Annotated in this window: 18 protein-coding genes; 9 read left to right on the forward strand and 9 right to left on the reverse strand. The window is 70.8% G+C overall.

The genetic code is table 11. From position 1 onward, the window contains the following. On the forward strand, positions 1 to 1,725 hold the full coding sequence (locus tag AB0L37_RS07260) for a cytochrome c biogenesis protein ResB (RefSeq protein ID WP_365501262.1): 1,725 nt from the start codon (positions 1 to 3) through the stop codon (positions 1,723 to 1,725). Further along, positions 1,722 to 2,813 carry a c-type cytochrome biogenesis protein CcsB gene (ccsB, locus tag AB0L37_RS07265; RefSeq protein WP_365501264.1) on the forward strand — a complete coding sequence of 364 codons (1,092 nt, stop codon included), beginning with the start codon at positions 1,722 to 1,724 and terminating at the stop codon, positions 2,811 to 2,813. The genes AB0L37_RS07260 and ccsB overlap by 4 nt, the downstream gene beginning before the upstream one ends. Before the next feature lie 14 nt (positions 2,814 to 2,827). Here ccsB and AB0L37_RS07270 read toward each other — a convergent pair whose 3' ends face one another. After that, positions 2,828 to 3,835: a 2-oxoglutarate and iron-dependent oxygenase domain-containing protein gene (locus tag AB0L37_RS07270; RefSeq protein WP_365501266.1), complete on the reverse strand. Its 1,008-nt coding sequence runs from the start codon at positions 3,833 to 3,835 to the stop codon at positions 2,828 to 2,830. Positions 3,836 to 3,947: 112 nt separating this feature from the next. Here AB0L37_RS07270 and AB0L37_RS07275 point away from each other — a divergent pair, with 112 nt between their 5' ends. Continuing rightward, positions 3,948 to 5,204, forward strand: a complete 1,257-nt coding sequence (locus AB0L37_RS07275) for a PucR family transcriptional regulator (RefSeq protein ID WP_365501268.1) — start codon at positions 3,948 to 3,950, stop codon at positions 5,202 to 5,204. Here the strand turns inward: AB0L37_RS07275 and AB0L37_RS07280 are convergent. After that, positions 5,153 to 5,746 (reverse strand): TetR/AcrR family transcriptional regulator, encoded by a 594-nt coding sequence (locus AB0L37_RS07280; RefSeq protein ID WP_365501270.1) that lies wholly within the window; start codon positions 5,744 to 5,746, stop codon positions 5,153 to 5,155. The two genes, AB0L37_RS07275 and AB0L37_RS07280, sit on opposite strands and share 52 nt — an antisense overlap. Positions 5,747 to 5,848: 102 nt before the next feature. On the opposite strand from AB0L37_RS07280, the gene AB0L37_RS07285 reads away from it, so the two are divergent. Beyond that, a complete protein-coding gene (locus tag AB0L37_RS07285) occupies positions 5,849 to 6,403 on the forward strand; it encodes a hypothetical protein (RefSeq protein WP_365501271.1) in 555 nt (184 codons plus the stop codon). Positions 6,404 to 6,495: 92 nt separating this feature from the next. Here AB0L37_RS07285 and AB0L37_RS07290 read toward each other — a convergent pair whose 3' ends face one another. The 5 genes from AB0L37_RS07290 to AB0L37_RS07310 all read right to left on the reverse strand — a co-directional run bounded on the left by AB0L37_RS07290 (position 6,496) and on the right by AB0L37_RS07310 (position 11,380). Next, positions 6,496 to 7,464, reverse strand: coding sequence for a zinc-binding dehydrogenase (locus tag AB0L37_RS07290; protein WP_365501273.1), 969 nt, complete (start codon positions 7,462 to 7,464; stop codon positions 6,496 to 6,498). Positions 7,465 to 7,523: 59 nt separating this feature from the next. Then, positions 7,524 to 8,930, reverse strand: a complete 1,407-nt coding sequence (locus tag AB0L37_RS07295; RefSeq protein WP_365501275.1) for a cytosine permease — start codon at positions 8,928 to 8,930, stop codon at positions 7,524 to 7,526. A 91-nt stretch (positions 8,931 to 9,021) separates the two neighbouring features. Next, on the reverse strand, positions 9,022 to 9,480 hold the full coding sequence (locus AB0L37_RS07300) for a nucleoside deaminase (protein ID WP_365501277.1): 459 nt from the start codon (positions 9,478 to 9,480) through the stop codon (positions 9,022 to 9,024). Between the two features lie 14 nt (positions 9,481 to 9,494). After that, positions 9,495 to 10,898, reverse strand: a complete 1,404-nt coding sequence (locus AB0L37_RS07305) for a cytosine permease (protein WP_365501279.1) — start codon at positions 10,896 to 10,898, stop codon at positions 9,495 to 9,497. 92 nt (positions 10,899 to 10,990) lie between these two features. Next, entirely contained in the window at positions 10,991 to 11,380 is a 390-nt protein-coding gene (locus tag AB0L37_RS07310; protein WP_365501281.1) for a PLD nuclease N-terminal domain-containing protein, read from the reverse strand. Between the two features lie 98 nt (positions 11,381 to 11,478). Between AB0L37_RS07310 and AB0L37_RS07315 the strand changes: the two genes are divergently transcribed. Together AB0L37_RS07315 and mqnP are read left to right on the forward strand one after the other, a co-directional pair. Then, complete coding sequence (locus AB0L37_RS07315; protein ID WP_365501283.1) at positions 11,479 to 12,936, forward strand: menaquinone biosynthesis decarboxylase; 1,458 nt, start codon at positions 11,479 to 11,481, stop codon at positions 12,934 to 12,936. Continuing rightward, a complete protein-coding gene (mqnP, locus tag AB0L37_RS07320) occupies positions 12,936 to 13,841 on the forward strand; it encodes a menaquinone biosynthesis prenyltransferase MqnP (protein ID WP_365501285.1) in 906 nt (301 codons plus the stop codon). The genes AB0L37_RS07315 and mqnP overlap by 1 nt, the downstream gene beginning before the upstream one ends. On the opposite strand, the gene AB0L37_RS07325 is transcribed toward mqnP, so the two are convergent. After that, positions 13,831 to 14,448: a rhomboid family intramembrane serine protease gene (locus tag AB0L37_RS07325; protein WP_365501287.1), complete on the reverse strand. Its 618-nt coding sequence runs from the start codon at positions 14,446 to 14,448 to the stop codon at positions 13,831 to 13,833. The two genes, mqnP and AB0L37_RS07325, sit on opposite strands and share 11 nt — an antisense overlap. A 76-nt stretch (positions 14,449 to 14,524) precedes the next feature. Here AB0L37_RS07325 and AB0L37_RS07330 point away from each other — a divergent pair, with 76 nt between their 5' ends. The 3 genes from AB0L37_RS07330 to mqnE all read left to right on the forward strand — a co-directional run bounded on the left by AB0L37_RS07330 (position 14,525) and on the right by mqnE (position 17,036). Further along, the gene (locus AB0L37_RS07330; protein WP_365501289.1) at positions 14,525 to 15,247 is read left to right on the forward strand and encodes a UbiX family flavin prenyltransferase; all 723 of its coding nucleotides are present in this window, start codon (positions 14,525 to 14,527) and stop codon (positions 15,245 to 15,247) included. A gap of 105 nt (positions 15,248 to 15,352) precedes the next feature. Beyond that, on the forward strand, positions 15,353 to 15,808 hold the full coding sequence (locus tag AB0L37_RS07335; protein ID WP_190117749.1) for an Lrp/AsnC family transcriptional regulator: 456 nt from the start codon (positions 15,353 to 15,355) through the stop codon (positions 15,806 to 15,808). A gap of 64 nt (positions 15,809 to 15,872) precedes the next feature. Further along, positions 15,873 to 17,036: an aminofutalosine synthase MqnE gene (mqnE, locus tag AB0L37_RS07340; RefSeq protein WP_365501292.1), complete on the forward strand. Its 1,164-nt coding sequence runs from the start codon at positions 15,873 to 15,875 to the stop codon at positions 17,034 to 17,036. Between the two features lie 203 nt (positions 17,037 to 17,239). On the opposite strand, the gene AB0L37_RS07345 is transcribed toward mqnE, so the two are convergent. Next, positions 17,240 to 17,764 carry a GNAT family N-acetyltransferase gene (locus tag AB0L37_RS07345; protein ID WP_365501462.1) on the reverse strand — a complete coding sequence of 175 codons (525 nt, stop codon included), beginning with the start codon at positions 17,762 to 17,764 and terminating at the stop codon, positions 17,240 to 17,242. Positions 17,765 to 17,769: the final 5 nt, after the last annotated feature.

Below are 17,769 nucleotides of genomic sequence, written 5' to 3' on the forward strand. Positions count from 1 at the left end.
ATGAGCAAGACGAACGCGGGTCCTGAGAGCCCCGACACCACCGACCTCGAAGCCGCGTCCCAACTGAGCACGGCCCCGACGGAAGACCGCTCCCCGAACCTGCCCAAGCTCGGCGTCATCGGCTGGGTCCGCTGGTTCTGGCGGCAGCTGACCTCCATGCGGGTCGCCCTGATCCTGCTCTTCCTGCTGTCGCTCGGCGCGATCCCGGGATCGCTGATCCCGCAGCAGGGCGTCGACCCGCTGAAGGTCTCCGACTTCCAGAAGGCGCACACCACGCTCGGGCCGATCTACGAGAAGCTCGGCCTGTTCCACGTGTACAGCTCGGTGTGGTTCTCGGCGATCTACATCCTGCTGTTCGTCTCGCTCATCGGCTGCATCGTGCCGCGCACCTGGCAGTTCGTCGGCCAGCTCCGCGGCCGCCCGCCGGGCGCCCCGAAGCGCCTGACGCGGCTGCCCGCGTACGCGACCTGGCGCACCGAGGCCGATCCGGCCGACGTCCGCGACGCCGCACTCAAGCTCCTCAAGAAGAAGCGCTTCCGCGCCCACCTCGCCGGTGACGCGGTCGCCGCCGAGAAGGGCTATCTGCGCGAGGTCGGCAACCTGGCCTTCCACATCGCGCTGATCGTGATGCTGGTCGCCTTCGCCTGGGGGCAGCTGTTCAAGTTCGAGGGCGGCAAGCTCGTCGTCGAGGGCGACGGCTTCGCCAACACCCTCACCCAGTACGACGACTTCAAGTCCGGCAGCCTCTTCGACCGCGACCACGACCTGGCGCCGTTCAGCTTCAACCTCGACAAGTTCACGGCGACGTACGAGCGCACGGGCCCCGAGCAGGGCACCCCGCGCGTCTTCCGCGCCGACGTCAGCTACAGCGAGGGCGCCGACAGCAGGACGAAGAAGGCCTCGATCCGCTCGAACCACCCGCTGGACATCGACGGCACCAAGATCTTCCTCAACGGGCACGGCTACGCCGTGAACGTGACGGTCCGCGACGGCAAGGGCAAGGTCGTCTCGCAGCAGACCGTGCCGATGCTGCCGGTCGACTCCAACATCACCTCGCAGGGCGCGATCAAGGTGATGGACGGCTACCGCAACGCGAAGGGCGAGAAGGAGCAGCTGGGCTTCAGCGCCTGGTTCGTGCCGACGTTCGCGGGCGCCGGCAAGGGCACGATGTTCTCCCAGTTCCCCGGGCTCGACTTCCCCGTCCTCGCGCTCAACGCGACCCACGGCGACCTCGGCGTCAACGCGGGCCTGCCGCAGAACGTGTACCAGCTCGACACCACCCACATGAAGCCCTTCAAGGACGCGAAGGGCGACGCGCTCAAGCAGCGGCTGCTGCCCGGCGAGACGATGAAGCTGCCCAACGGGGCGGGCTCCATCACGTTCGACAAGGACATCAAGGAATGGGTCACCTTCCAGATCTCCCACCAGCCCGGTGACACCTGGGCGCTCGGCGGAGCCATTGCCGCGATCTTCGGTCTGGCCGGCTCCCTGTTCATCCAGCGCCGCCGCGTGTGGGTGCGGGCCGTCGAGGGCCCCGACGGTGTGACCGTCGTCGAGATGGCGGGCCTCGGCCGCAGCGAGTCCGCGAAGCTCCCCGAGGAGCTCGGCGACCTGGTCGGCCTGCTGCACAGCGAAGCGCCGACCGCCCCCGAACCAGCCGAGGCACCGTCCTCGGACGAACCATCCACTGCTGTTCCTGCCGCCGAAGGGGCTGAGACCAAGTGATTCTCGCCGCCGCAACCAATGAGAACCTGGCGCACACCAGTAACGTCCTCATCTACTCGTCCATGGCCGTCTACCTGCTGGCCTTCTTCGCGAACATGGCCGAGTGGATCTTCGGCAGCCGCAGCAAGGTCGGCCGTACCGCCGCGGCCCTGACCGGAAAGGCTGAAGCGGCGTCCGCCGCCGCGGCGCCCGCCGTGACGGTCAAGCAGAAGAACGGCACGACCGCCGTCCTGGAGCGCCCGAAGGTCGTCACCCGCGCCGCCGCCGGCGCCCGCGACGTGCCGGACGGGCCCGGCGCCTCCGGCGGCGACGAGCAGGGCGACCTGTACGGGCGGATCGCGATCTCGCTGACGGCGCTCGCGTTCCTCGTCGAGTTCTCCGGCGTCCTCACCCGCGCGCTCTCGGTGCAGCGCGCGCCGTGGGGCAACATGTACGAGTTCAACCTGACCTTCTCCACCGTGGCCGTCGGCGTGTACCTCACGCTGCTCGCGCTGAAGAAGAACGTCCGCTGGCTCGGCCTGCCCCTGGTCACCACGGTCCTCCTGGACCTCGGCCTCGCCGTCACCGTCCTCTACACCGCGAGCGACCAGCTGGTCCCTGCGCTGCACTCGTACTGGCTGTACATCCACGTCTCGACGGCGATCTTCTGCGGCGCGGTCTTCTACGTCGGCGCGGTCGGCACGATCCTGTACCTCTTCAAGGACTCCTACGAGAACAAGCTCGCGAGCGGCGGACAGCCCGGCCGGTTCGCGACCTCGGTCATGGAGCGGCTGCCCGCCTCGCAGTCCCTGGACAAGTTCTCGTACCGCGTGAACGCGGCGGTCTTCCCGCTGTGGACGTTCACGATCATCGCGGGCGCCATCTGGGCCGGCGACGCGTGGGGCCGCTACTGGGGCTGGGACCCCAAGGAGACCTGGTCGTTCATCACCTGGGTCGCCTACGCCGCGTACCTGCACGCCCGCGCGACGGCAGGCTGGAAGGGCCGCAAGGCCGCCTACCTGGCGCTGATCGCGTTCGGCTGCTGGCTGTTCAACTACTACGGCGTCAACATCTTCGTCACCGGCAAGCACTCGTACGCGGGCGTCTGAGCCTTCCGAAAGGCTCAGCCGACGGTGATCGCGTCCAGCTTCCCGCGCAGGTACGCGTGCGAGTCCACCGGCTCGTACGCGACCCTGCCCTTGGGCGCGGGCACCGGCTCCACCGTGGTGCGCGGGTCGCACTCGTAGAAGTAGACGAGTGACATCAGCTCCTCGGCGGGTACGTCCGCCGGGGGCGGGAGCACGCGGTGGCGGCCCGAGCGCCAGCGGTCGCCGGTCCAGCGGGCCATGAGGTCGCCGATGTTGATGGTGAACGCCTCCGGGTCGAAGGGCGCGTCCTCCCAGCCGCCCTCGTCCGTGAAGACCTGGAGGCCGCCCTTGCCGGCCTGCCGGTCGAGGACGGTGACCGTGCCGAAGTCGGTGTGCGGGCCGATCCGGAACTGGCCGGGCTCCGGGGCGCCGACGACGTCCGTGCCCGGATACCAGTTGATGTTGAAGCCCCATGTGGGGTGCGCGGTGTGCCGGGTGAAGAAGTCGGCGGGCTCGTCGAGGGCGACCGCGAGCAGTTCCAGGAGCTGGTCGGAGAGCGACCGCATCTGGGTCAGGTAGGTCTCCACGAGCGGGCGCAGCTCGGGCGCCTCGGCCGGGAAGACGTTCTCGCCGGACCACTCCTCGTGCACGGCCGGGTCGTCGAAGGCCGTGTCCGTCGCGTAGGAGAGGGACTCCTTCAGGTCGGGCGGCGTCTGCGTGCCCTCCGAGTAGCCGTTGGCCTCCGCGCCCGGGCCGAGCCAGCCGCGGCCGCCGACCTTCACGGCGTACGGCTCCTTCACCGACGGCGGCAGCCGGAAGAACGCGCGGGCCGCGTCCCGGATCGCGGTGCGCAGCGCCGGGTCGACGCCGTGCCCGGTGACCAGCAGGAACCCGGCCGTCCGGAGCGCCTGGTCGACGGTGCGGGCGATCTCGGCGCGGGCCGCCGGGTCGCCGGACAGCCACGGCTTCAGGTCGATGGTGGGGACGCGGGGCGCGGCGGCCTCGTTCGAAAGGCCCGTCGGAAGGCCCGGAGCAGCAGTCATGCGTCCACTCTCGGGGCAAGGAAACACCGGGGCAACGTGCGCGCCGTACTCTCCGGGCAGCCCGCACCCCGACGGATTGTCCGCACCGGTCCCGCGCACCCCGGAGGTCTCCGTGCCCGCTCTCACGCTCCGCGAGATCCTGGCCCTCGACGTCGTCGCCGACGCGTTTCCCGAACTCCTCGCGGGGGAGGGCGCGTTGGACCGGCCCGTGCGCTGGGTGCACTCCAGCGAGGTCTACGAAGGCGCCGGTTTCCTCGACGGCGGCGAGCTGCTCCTGACGAACGGTTTCGCGTTCCTCGGCGCCGACGAGGGCGCGCTGCGGCTGTACGTCCGTGAACTCGCGGCCCGCGGTGTCGCCGGGCTCGCCGTCGAGGTGGGCCGCTCGCTGGAACGGATGCCCCGCGAAGTGGTCGCCGCCGCGCGGGAGTTGGGGCTCCCGCTGGTGGCGCTGCGGCGCGTGGTGCCGTTCGTGCGGATCGCGGAGGCCGCGAACCGGGCCATCGTCACGCACGGCCTCGCCGCCCGCGCCGTCACCCACGTACGGGACGCGGACCAAGGGGCGGCGCTGCTCGCCGACCTCGCCGACGGGCAGGCCCTCAACCAGCCGGAGGTGCAGGCCCGTTCGGCGCTCGCCGGGTTCCGGGCCGGGCCGGGGGCGCGGCTCGTCGGCGTCTCCGTGCACGGGCCGAGCGCGGCGGCCCTCGCGGCGGTGGACCGGGTCGCGGGGCGCAGGTCGCTGCGGGCGGCGTTCCCCGGCGACGTCCTCGCACTGCTCGTGGCGCCGCCCGGCCGGGACACGGTACGGGCCGTGCGCGACGCGTTCCTGGCGAGTGCCGAGCCCGGCCTGACCGTCGCCGTCGGGCACGCCGTGGGCGCCGACGACGGCTGGCTGCGCTGGAGCGAAACCCTGCGCACCGCCCGTACGACCCTGGAGCTCGCGCTGACCGTGCCCGCGGCCGAACCGGCGTACGGGGAAGGCCCGTTGGTGACGTCCTCGCGTGCGCTCGCCCTGGAGCGGGAGCTGACGCGCGGCGGCGTCGAGGCCAACCGGGACCGTCTGAACCGGCTCGTCGACGACGTCCTCGGGCCGCTCCTGGAGTGGGAGGCCACGCACGGCAGCGACCTCGTGCGCACCCTGGAGGTCCACCTGCGGCACGGGTGCAGCCCCACCCGCACGGCGGCGCTGCTCCACATCGGGCGGCAGTCCCTCTACCAGCGCCTGGAGCGCATCGAGTCGCTGCTCGGCGTGGAGGTCGGCGACCCGGAACTGCTCGGCGAACTCCTCGCGGCGGCCTGTGCCGCCCGGGTGGTGCGGCCTCAGGGCGCCAGCGAGCGCCAGATCCTGTCGGGCAGGACCCGGGCCGCCTGAGCGAGGTCGACGTCGTCGAGCCCGGACAGATGGCGGCGGGCCGTCGCCACGACCGGGCCGAGGATCAGCCCCTCGATCAGCGGCAGCGGCAGCGGCGCCAGCTCACCGGCGGCGATCCGCCCGTCCACCCACGCGGCCATCGGCGAAAGGCGTGCCTCCTGCGCGTCGCGCACCTGCCTGGCCTGCGCCATGTTCATCCGGTCCGCGTACGAGGAGTGCAGCAGCCGGGCCGCGTCCGGGTGCTCCCGCACGAACCCCAGATACGCCCGCACGACGGCCTTGATGCCGGTGCGGGCGGTGCGCGAACGCTCCAGGGCGGCGGTCAGCTCCCCGAGCAGCCGGGTCAGCCAGCGCATCAGGAGCGCGTCCATCAGCCCGTCGACGCTGCCGAAGTGGTGGTACATGCTGCCGAGGCTCACACCGCTCGTCCGCGTCAGGGCGCTGACGGTGACGCCCTGCTCACCGGCGTCGGCGTAGACCTGGAGGGCGGCGTCCAGGAGTCGGTCGGCGGTCTCGGCGCCGCGCTGCTGCTTGGGGGTCATGGTGACAGTCAGCGTAGAACACCGGGTTCCGTTCGTGATGGGTGTAGTGAACTTCTAGAAAGTCATTCCAATTCGCACACCTGCTGGGCCACACTGATCATCGTGTCCCAGCAGATACCCCCCACGCCCCCGCCGCCTTCGCCGCCGCCGGGCAACGCCCGTGGTTGCCTCGCGGCGGTCGCCACCGTCGCGGCCATGGCCTTCGTCGTGCTGCTCCTGATCCAGCTCGGCGGTGACGACGGCGACGACACGGACGACTCGGCGTCGTCCTCGTACTCGTCGCCCGCCTACGAGCCCTCGACGTACGCGCCGACGACGACGGACGACCCGTACGAGACGAGCGACCCCTACGCCACGCCCACCTACGCGGCGCCCACCACCGAGGAACCCAGCCCCTACACCTCGGGCACCTGTCTCAACGGCGCGCTCCCCGACTCGACCACCGCCCAGGAGGTCGACGACGTCGACGAGGTCGACTGCTCCGCCTCGGACGCGCACTACAAGGTCATCGAGACCATCCCGATGACGTCCGACCTGACCCGGTGCTCCGGCAACTCCGCTACGGAGTACGCCTTTTCGTCCCGCTACACGATGAACGGCACCGTCATCAACGAATACGTGTACTGCCTCGTGGGACTCGGCTCCTACGCCCGATGACCGAACGGGCGGCGCGTACGGCGCGGGCGCCGGAGGGGACGTCCGCACCGTACGCACCGCCCGTTCACCAAGCGGGCCTCGGATGCAGGCTCTCAGTCCGCGACCCGCAGCAGCAGCTTCCCCGTGGTCGTGCGGGAGCCCATCGCGCGGTGGGCGCCGGCCGCGTCGGACAGCGGGTACTCGCCCGTGACCGGGAGGTCGATGCCGGGGACGGCGAAGGCGCGCTCCGCCAGGGCGCGCAGTTCGCGCGGGGCCGTCTGCGCCAGGCCGAGGATGGAGAAGCCGCCGACCGAGAGCCCTGTGGGGTACAGCTCGGGCTGGCCGACCTGCCAGGCGGGGGCCGACGACGCGTTGCCGAAGGAGACGACACGGCCGAACACCGCGAGCGCCTCCCGGGTCTCGCGCAGCGTCTCGCCGCCGACCGGGTCGAGCGCCAGGTCGACGCCCCGACCGCCGGTCAACTCCCGTACGGCGGCGCCGAATCCGTCGGCGAGGACCACGTCGTCGTACCCGTACTTGCGCGCGTACTCCGCCTTCGCCGGGCTCGACACCACGCCGATGACCCGGCCCGCCCCGGCCGCCCGCGCCAACTGCCCGGCCACGGTGCCGACCCCGCCCGCCGCGCCCTGCACGAGCACGGTCTCGCCCTCACGAAGGCGCCCCACCGCGTGCAGCAGCGCGTACGCCGTCGGGAGCACGGTCGGCAGGGTCGCGGCCGTGCGCAGGTCGAGGCCGGCCGGGAGCGGGAACGTGGTGACGGCGTCCGCCACGACGACCTCCGCGTAGGCGCCGCCCTCGGTCAGCGCGGCCACCTCCTGGCCGACGGCGAGGTCGTCGACTCCCGCCCCCACGGCCCGGATTCGGCCCGAGACCTCCAGGCCGGGCACGTACGGGAGCGACGCCACCCGGTAGCCCTCCGACCGCGCCTTCAGGTCGGCGAAGTTCACGCCGACGTACGCGATGTCGATGGAGACCTGCCCGGGGCCCGGCTCGGGGACCTCCACGTCCGCCGTCGTCAGGACCTCCGGGCCGCCGTACTCGCTGAACCGCACCGCACGCATGACGCACGCCTTCCGTCGGGAGAACCACCGGTGTTCGTCGGTCGACGAACACCCGAGGCTCAGACTGTACGACGCGAAGCGAACACTCGGCAAGCGATCGCGTACACCGCCGCGCTCACCACGAACCCGACCACGCACGTCACGTCACCGAGCGACGGCCACCGCTCCGGCGCCCAGCCCACGTACTTCTCCTGGTTGGAGAAGAGCGGGACGGAGACCGCGATGCCGGTCAACAAGGCGGCGAATCCCGGCCAGTTGGTGAAGTTCCCGTTCGCCAGCCGGTCCGCGAGTTCCGCGTCCGGCGTCCGCGCCCTGCGCCACCGCTCGACCAGGACGACGCCCAGCCACGGCCCGATCCAGTACGCGATCACCAGCAGGAACGCCTCGTACGCGTGCCCGGCGTCGGACAGGGACGACCATGCCGCTGCCGTCCCCGCGAGGCCCGAGACGACCACGAGCGTGCTGCGGCCCAGCCACGACGGCAGCCGCAGCCCGAGCGAGGTGACCGACATCGCGGACGAGTAGATGTTGAGGGCGTTCGCCGACACCGCGCCCAGGATGATGGCGAGCAGCACCAAGTCGCCGAGCCAGGAAGGGAGATGGCCGGTGAAGGCCGCCGTCGGCGTCGCGCCCGCGGGCGCCGCGATCGTCGCCGATGCCGCGCCGATCAGCGAGACGACCGACACCGACAGGAACAGGCCGAGCGCCGGGTGGAGCACCGTGCGCAGCCGGTCCGCCGTGCGCGGCAGATAGCGCGAGTAGTCCGACGCGCCCGGGTTCCAGCCCGCCGCGTACCCCCACGCCGTACTGAACGCGAGCAGGAACCCGCCGATGCCGCCCCCGCCGCCGGACGCCGACAGATCCGCCTTGCCGAACGTCCAAACGCCCGCGAGCAGGAACACCACCGCGAGGACCGGGAACGCGTACTTCTCGAAGGCGTGCACGAAGTTGTGCCCGATGAAGCCGATGACGATCTCGGCCGCGACGACCAGCAACAGTGAGGGCAGCGGCCGCAGATCGGTGAGCGTGTTCAGCGCGAACGCGGCGCTGACACTGTTCACCGCGAACCAACCGACGCCCGCCACAAGGGCGTTGACGCCGGCCGGCAGCACATTGCCCTTGTAGCCGAACGCGAACCGCCCGATCGCCATCTGCGGCACCCCGAAGCGCGGCCCGTCGAGCGAGAGCACGCCCTGCGTGAGCGAGCCGAGCGCCGTGCCGAGCAGCAGCGCGGCCGCGGCCTGCCAGAAGTTCAGGCCGAAGAAGAGGACCGAGATCACGCCGATGTAGACCGTCGCGAACTCGATGTTCGGCGAGGCCCACGTCCACAGCAACTGCCGCGGGCCGCCGTGCCGTTCACTGTCGGGGATGGGCTCGGACCCGGCCGGCTCTACGGCGATGACCTTGTCGCCGTACGCGGGAGGAGGCAGGGGAGCGATGTCGGTGCTGGTGGAGGCGGTCGTCATGCCCCCTGAGTGTCCGGGCACGGGCAGGCGCCGCACAGGGGCGCACTGTCCGCTTCAGGGGGCGCGACGGCGTACAAGCTGTACGGGTCGGCTACTCGCCGATGTCCCCGATGTCTTCGTGCCACAGCTGCGGCTCGGCCGCGATGAAGTCCTCCATCATGCCGACGCACTCGGGATCGTCAAGCAGCACGATCTCCACACCGTGCTCCGCCAGCCAGTCGTGCCCGCCGTGGAACGTGCGCGCCTCGCCGATCACGACCCGCGAGATCCCGAACTGCCGCACCAGGCCCGAGCAGTACCAGCACGGGCTGAGCGTGGTCACCATCGTGGTGCCCTGGTACGAGCGCTGCCGCCCGGCGTTGCGGAACGCGTCGGTCTCCCCGTGCACCGACGGGTCGGCGTCCTGCACCCGGCGGTTGTGCCCGCGGCCGAGCACCTTCCCGTCGGCCGAGTACAGGGCCGCCCCGATCGGGATGCCCCCTTCGGCGCGGCCTGCCCGCGCCTCTTCGACGGCGGTGGCGAGCCAGGTGCGGGCGAGATCGAGATCCATGACGTACGGCCTTTCTAGGCGGCGGTGTTGAGGTCGGTACGGTCGCGGCGGCGCAGCAGAGCGTAGAGCCCGGCGCCGAGGACGAACCCGACCGGACAGGTGAGGTCGCCGACGGCCGGCCAGTTGCCCGGCACCCAGCCGACGAACAGGGTCTGGTTGGAGAACAGCGGCACGGAGACGGCGACACCCACGAGCAGCGCGACGAGCCCGGCGTGATTGCTGAACGTACGGTTCTGCAGGCGGTCCGCGAGCTCGGTGTCGGGCAGGGCGCGCAGCCAGTGCTCCATCAGGACGACGCCCAGCCAGGGCGCGATCCAGTACGCGATGACCAGCAGGAAGTTCTCGAAGGCGTGCCCGGCGTCGGCGAGCGAGGCCCAGCCCGCGGCGGTGCCGATGGCGCCGACGAGCGCGACGAGGGCGCCGCGGTTCATCCAGCGGGGCAGCGTCAGGTCGAGCGAGGAGATGGAGACGGCCGCCGAGTAGACGTTCAGGGTGGCGGCGGCCATCGCGCCCAGGATGATCGCGACGAGCGTGAGGTTGCCGAGCCAGCCCGGGAGCTGACCGGTGAACGCGTCGGTGGGGGAGGCGTCGGCGGGCGCGGCCAGCGTGGCGGAGGCCGCGCCGATCACCGAGACGACGGCGACCGAGACGAACAGGCCGAGCCCCGCGTACCAGGCGGTGGCCCGGCGCGAGGTGCCGGCGGGGAGGTAGCGGGCGTAGTCGGCGGCGCACGGGTTCCAGCCCGCGGTGAAGCCGAAGCAGGCGCTGAAGGCGAGCATGAACCCGCCGAAGCCGCCGCCGGACCCGGCGGCCCCGCTGAGGTCGGCGTCCATGAAGATCCACACCCCGGCGAGCACGAAGATCACGGCGAGGACCGGGAAGGCGTACTGCTCGAAGCGGTGCACCAGGTCGTGCCCGACGTAGCCGATGACGACTTCGAGCACGACGAGGATCAGCAGGCTCGGCAGCGGGGCGAGCCCGGTGAGCGAGTTGAGGGCGAAGGCGCCGCCGACGGTGTTCACGGCGAACCAGCCGACACCGGCGACGAACGCGTTCACGGCGGACGGCAGCGCGTTGCCCCTGTGCCCGAAGGAGAGCCGCCCGATCACCATCTGCGGGACGCCGAACCGCGGCCCGTCCGTGGACAGCACACCGTGGGCCAGCGACCCGAGCCCGGCACCGAGCACGAGCGCGGCGACGGCAGGCCAGAAGCTCAGACCGAACGCGGAGACGGAGAGCACCCCGATGAAGACGGTGGCGAAACCGACCTGGGGCGAAGCCCAGGTCCACAGCAGCTGGCGGGGCGAGCCGTGCCGGCGCTCGGGCGGCACGGGATCGGCCCCGTGCTCCTCTACGGCGATCAGCTTCTCGGCGCCGGTGACGACCTCGGGCGCGGGGGCATGCGGGGATCTGGACATGGGCCTTCACGGGGGTGGTGCGGGGCGGGGATCACCCACCAGTGTGCGCTACACCGATCTCCGTCGGGAACAGGCCCAAGGTCACATGCCGCTCAGTCGGTGCCCTGCTCGCGCTCGCGGCGCTTGAGCTCCTCCTCGCGGCGGCGCAGATCCGCCTCCCAGTCCTTGAGCAGCGACTCGTCCTTCTTGTTCTCCTCTTTGAGGGACGCGAGGAACTCGGGATTGTCGTCCGGCGCGACGTACTGGACGCGGTGGTTGCGGTGCCACTCGGAGGGCGTGGAACCGCCGGCGGGAGCGTGCCGCACCTTCCCGGCCACGAGCCAGGCGATCGGCCCGACCAGGACCTCGCCGAAGAGCAGGATGATGATGACCCAGACCACCTTGGGCAGCCCGCGGACCTCTTCCTCCGGGGTGTTGAGGCAGTCGATGAAGGCGTAGATCCACAACGCCAGGACCAACAGGAACGGCAGATACCTGAACACGACCGGACTACCCCCATGTGAGACGACGCGCACAGGGTAGCGGGAACGGGTGACAGCCCCCGCCAAGATCCGTCGCGCGGGATGACAAACTGGAACACATGGCTTACGACGATCTTCGCTCCCTGCTCCGGGCGCTGGAGCGCGAGGGCGACCTGAAGCGCATCAAGGCTGAAGTCGACCCCTACTTGGAGGTCGGTGAGATCGTCGACCGGGTGAACAAGGCAGGCGGCCCGGCCCTCCTCTTCGAGAACGTGAAGGGCTCGGCGATGCCCCTCGCGATGAACGTGTACGGCACCGACCGACGGCTCCTCAAAGCCCTCGGCCTCAAGACGTACGACGACATCAGCGAGAAGATCGGCGGCCTGCTCAAGCCGGAGCTGCCGCAGGGCTTCGTCGGGATGCGCGAGGCGTTCGGCAAGCTCGGCTCGATGGTGCACGTGCCGCCGAAGAAGGTGAAGTCCGACGCCGCCCCCGTGCAGGAGGTCGTCCTGACCGGCGACGACGTCGACCTGGACAAGCTCCCGGCCCTGTTCACGTGGCCGGAGGACGGCGGCTCCTTCTTCAACCTGGGTCTGACCCACACGAAGGACCCGGACACGGGCGTCCGCAACCTGGGCCTCTACCGCCTCCAGCGCCACGACAAGCGCACCATCGGCATGCACTGGCAGATCCACAAGGACAGCCGCAACCACTACCAAGTGGCCGCCAAACGCGGCGAGAAGCTCCCGGTCGCCATCGCCTTCGGCTGCCCGCCGGCGGTCACGTACGCGTCCACGGCCCCGCTGCCCGGTGACATCGACGAGTACCTGCTCGCCGGGTTCATCCAGGGCAAGCGCGTCGAGATGGTCGACTGCAAGACGGTCCCGCTCCAGGTCCCGGCCAACGCCGAGGTCGTCATCGAGGGCTGGCTGGAGCCGGGCGAGATGCTCCCGGAGGGCCCGTTCGGCGACCACACGGGTTTCTACACGCCGCAGGAACCCTTCCCGGCGCTGACGATCGACTGCGTGACGATGCGGCGGCGCCCGCTCCTCCAGTCGATCGTCGTCGGCAGGCCCCCCACGGAGGACGGCCCGCTGGGCAGGGCCACGGAACGCTTCTTCCTCCCCCTCCTCAAGGTGATCGTCCCGGACATCGTGGACTACCACCTCCCCGAGGCGGGCGGCTTCCACAACTGCGCGATCGTCTCGATCGACAAGAAGTACCCGAAGCACGCGCAGAAGGTGATGAGCGCGGTCTGGGGCGCGCACATGATGTCCCTGACGAAGCTCGTCGTCGTCGTCGACTCCGACTGCGACGTGCACGACCTGCACGAGGTCGCGTGGCGGGCGCTCGGCAACACCGACTACGCCCGTGACCTGATGATCACCGAAGGCCCGGTCGACCACCTCGACCACGCCTCGTACCAGCAGTTCTGGGGCGGCAAGGCCGGTATCGACGCAACGCGGAAATGGCCCGAGGAGGGCTACACGCGGGACGGGGGCTGGCCCGAGATGGTCGTCTCCGATCCCCGGACGGCGTCCCTCGTGGACCGCCGCTGGAAGGAGTACGGACTCTAGTGAGCTCAGCATCCGCGGCGCTCCCGCAGCAGCCGGGCCGCACCAAGGCGTTCCTGCGCCTGGTCATGATCGAGCACTCGGTGTTCGCGCTGCCCTTCGCCTACATCGCCTCCCTGACGGCGATGTTCGAGCTGGACAAGAACATCCACTGGGGCCGCCTGCTCCTGGTCACCATCTGCATGGTGGGCCTGCGCACCTTCGCGATGGCGGCGAACCGGATCATCGACCGCGAGATCGACGCCCGCAACCCGCGCACGGCCCACCGTGAACTGGTGACGGGCGCGGTGACCGTGAAGTCGGCGTGGACGGGCGCCCTGATCGCGCTGGTGATCTTCCTCGGCTCGGCGGCGCTCCTGAACCCGCTCTGCCTGGCGCTGGCCCCCATCGCGGTGATCCCGATGGTCGTCTACCCCTACGGCAAGCGCTTCACGAACTTCCCGCAGGCCATCCTCGGTCTCGCGCAGGCGATGGGCCCGATCGGCGCGTGGATCGCGATCACCGGCGAGTGGTCGTGGGACGCGGTCATCCTCGGTCTCGCGGTCGGCATCTGGATCGGCGGCTTCGACCTGATCTACGCGTGCCAGGACGTCGAGACCGACCGCGAGGTCGGCGTCATGTCGGTCCCGGCCCGCTTCGGCATCCCGGCCTCGATCCGGGGCGCCCGCGTCTGCCACACGATCACGACGGCCCTGTTCGTCTGGTACGCGCTCGCCACCGACGCCGGAACGTTCTTCTGGGTCGGCCTCGTCATCGTCGCGGGCGCCTTCATCTACGAGCACACCATCGTCAAGCCCCACGACCTGTCCCGCCTGAACCGCGCCTTCTTCCAGGTCAACGGCTTCATCGGGATCGCCCTGTTCGTGTGCGCGCTGCTCGATCTGCTGGTGCGCGGCCTCACCGTATAGGGGGCAGCTCCCGGGGCCGGCCGGGGCGGCGGCGGACGGCGAACGCCGCCGCCACCCCCGCCGCGAGGCCGATCAGATGGCCCTGCCAGCTGACGCCCTCGTTCGCCGGGGAGAGGCCCGCGAGCATCGTCGTACCCCAGTAGGCCGCTATCAGCAGGCCTACGACGATGCCGAGCGGCCTGCGCTCCACGAAGCCGCTGAGCACGACGAAGCCGAACAGGCCGAAGATCAGGCCCGACGCGCCCGCCGTGTTCGTGTGGGCCGGGGCGACGAGCCAGACGCCCAGGCCGTCCGCGACGATGATCAGCGCGCACGCCAGGAAGAAGCGGCGGATGCCGGAGAGCGCCGCGACGAAGCCGAGGACCAGGAGCGGGACCGAGTTCGCCGCGACGTGGCCGAAGCCGAAGTGGACGAAGGACGCCGGGACGACGTCTGCCAGCTCCGCCGGATCGCGCGGCTGGATGCCGAAGCGGTCGAGGGCGTGACCGGAGCCCACGTCGATCACTTCGAGCGCCCACAGCAGGGCCACCCAGCCCACCATGAGCTTCCCCGCGGCCAGCGCGCGATCCCGCGCCGACCACTGTGCCGTGTCCACTGTCTTGTCCATCAACTCAGCCCCCACCCCTGGGCCCGCACTGTTGCGGGATGAACGACCAGGCCCCTGGTCAAGTTCCCGTACCAGCATGCCGGATAGGCTCGGTGGTGTGGAGCACGTCAACTCAAGCAGCCGCAGGCCCTGGGTCGTCGGGGTGTCCGGCGCGTCCGGGACCCCGTACGCCGCTTCCGTGCTGCGCGCGCTGATCGACGCCGGTGAGGCGGTCGATCTGGTCGTCTCGCGGGCCTCGCGGCTGACCCTGCTCGACGAGACCGGCATCTCGTTCCGGGACGCGCACTGGCGCGAGGACCTGGGCGAGTGGCTGGCGCGCGGGGCGGACGGGAAGCCGGGCACGTTCGGCGGGATCGACCTGAGCGGCGTGCGGCACTGGGCCGCCGGTGATCTCGCGGCCGGCCCGTCCTCGGGCTCGTACCCGGTCAAGGGCATGATCATCGTGCCCGCCTCGACGGCGTGCGTCGCGGGTGTCGCGCTCGGGCTCTCCAAGGACCTGTTGCAGCGCGCGGCGAGTGTGACGCTCAAGGAGCGGCGGCCGCTGATCGTGGCCGTGCGCGAGACGCCGCTGAACGGGCAGACCCTCAAGCACCTGGTGACGCTGGACGAGGCGGGTGCCGTGGTGCTGCCGGCCTCTCCGGCGTTCTACGCGGGCGCGACGCACATCCAGGATCTGGTGGACTTCGTCGCCGGGCGGGCGCTGGACGCGGCGGGAGTGCCGCACACGCTGTACCGCCGGTGGGCCGGCGAGCTCGGCGGCGGCCAGGAGAGCCGGGACCAGCGGCTGCGGCCCAGCTGAACCCCCGGCCGAACCACCCTGCCGACCCCGGCCCGTGCCCGGGTGGCTACGTAAACTCCGGTCAACGCCGGCCAATGTCGACAACAGCGAAAGGCTCAAGGACCTATGGACGCCGTGGACAGGCAGCTCATTCAGGCCCTGCGCGAGAACGGCCGCGCTTCTTATGCCGAGTTGGGCCGTCTCGTCGGCCTGTCCGGGCCCAGCGTCACGGACCGCATCAACCGCCTGGAGGCGGCCGGCGTCATCACCGGCTACCGGGCCACCGTCGACTCCGCCTCCCTCGGCCTCGGCGTGATCGCCCTCATCGGCATCTCGCTCTCCGACGCCGCCGACCACGAGGACGTCGCGCGCCGCCTGAAGGACCTGCACGAGATCGAGGACTGCTGGTTCATCGCGGGCGACGACTCGTACATGCTCAAGGTGCGCGCCAGCGACGTGGACGGCCTGGAGAAGACGATCCGCCGGCTCAGCGGCACGAAGGGCGTGTCCCGTACGCGGACCACGATCGTGCTCTCCACCAAGTGGGAGAACCGGGTCGGGGAGCTTCCCGAAGAGGTGTGAGCGGGCCTGTCGGTGCCTGGGCGTACGGTGGGTCAAGTCTTTGAAGTCAGGGAGAGGTACGGGCATGGACGCAGGGCTCAAGCGCGAGCTGGAGCAGAAGGTCAGGGACGGTGAGCGGCTGTCCCGCGAGGACGGCATCGCGCTCTACGAGTCGGACGACCTGGCCTGGCTCGGCGGCCTCGCGCACGAGGTGCGGACGCGGAAGAACGGCGACGTCGTCCACTTCAACGTCAACCGCCACCTCAACATGACCAATGTGTGCACCGCCTCGTGCGCCTACTGCTCGTTCCAGCGCAAGCCGGGCGAGAAGGACGCGTACACGATGCGCATCGAGGAGGCCGTCAAGCTCGCCAAGGCGATGGAGAGCGAGAACCTCACCGAGCTGCACATCGTCAACGGCCTGCACCCGAACCTGCCGTGGCGCTACTACCCGCGCTCCCTGAAGGCGCTCAAGGAAGCCCTGCCGAACGTCGGCCTGAAGGCGTTCACGGCCACCGAGATCCACCACTTCGAGAAGATCTCGGGGCTCGGCGCGTCCGAGATTCTGGACGAGCTGATCGAGGCCGGTCTGGAGTCGCTGACCGGTGGCGGCGCCGAGATCTTCGACTGGGAGATTCGCCAGCACATCGTCGACCACGACACCCACTGGGAGGACTGGTCGCGGATCCACCGGCTCGCGCACGAGAAGGGCCTCAAGACGCCGAGCACGATGCTCTACGGGCACATCGAGGAGCCCCGGCACCGCGTCGACCACGTGCTGCGGCTGCGCGAGCTCCAGGACGAGACCGGCGGCTTCCAGGTCTTCATCCCGCTGCGCTACCAGCACGACTTCGTGGACATGAAGGACGGGAAGGTGCGCAACCGCCTCCAGGCCCGTACGACCATGGCCACCGGCGCCGAGGCGCTGAAGACCTTCGCGGTCTCGCGCCTCCTGTTCGACAACGTCCCGCACGTGAAGTGCTTCTGGGTCATGCACGGCCTGCACACCACGCAGCTCGCGCTCCAGCACGGCGCCGACGACATGGACGGCTCGGTCGTCGAGTACAAGATCACGCACGACGCGGACAACTACGGCACGCCGAACAAGCTGACCCGTGAGGACCTGCTCGACCTGATCCGGGATGCCGGGTTCCGGCCCGTCGAGCGGAACACGCGGTACGAGATCATTCGCGAGTACGAGGGTGCGGATCCGGCCCGCCGGGACTCGCCGCAGCCGATGCGGGTCTGAGCAGGCCGTTGCCGGGTGCGGGGCTCGTCGTGGCTGGTCGCGCAGTTCCCCGCGCCCCTGAGATGCGCCCCTTCGGTGCGGCATCTCCCCGATGAAGGCTGAGCGGCGAAGCCGCTCGCCTTCAGGGGCGCGGGGCTGTGACATCAGCGGCTCCGCCGCGGGGCGCGACCAGCCCCCCCACCGGCCGTCAGCCGAAGTCCCGGTCAGAGCGGCAGCATCATGTGGACGTCGTCGCGGTCGTCGCCCGGGGCCACGCGGATCGCGCCCGGGACACGGCCGACCTCCTTGTAGCCGCACGCCGCGTAGAAGTGGTCCGCGCCCGTGCCGCCGCGGCAGGTGAGGCGGATGGCCTCGATGCCGTCGAAGGTGCGGGCCGCGTCCGCCGCCGCCGACATCAGGGCACGGCCGTACCCCTTGCCCTGGTGGGCGGGGTGCACCATCACCACGTAGAGCCACAGGTGGTGCTTCATCAGGCGGTGCGGGTTGTACGCGAGGAACGCGGACGCCGCGACGCTCCCGTCCTCGGGGTCGCGGCCCACGAGCAGCCGGGTGCGGCCCTCCGCCAGCTCGGCCAGGCGCTTGACCAGCTCGGGGCGTATCTCGTCGGGCGTGACGGGCGGGACGAAGCCGACGGCGCCGCCGGCGTTCGAGACGTCCGCCCACAGAGTGAGCAGTCCGTCGCGCAGGGCGGGTGTGACGGACGGGTCCAGTTCGAAGCGCGGAGACAGCGGAG

The organism is Streptomyces sp. NPDC052225, assembly GCF_040679615.1.
GTDB lineage: Bacteria > Actinomycetota > Actinomycetes > Streptomycetales > Streptomycetaceae > Streptomyces.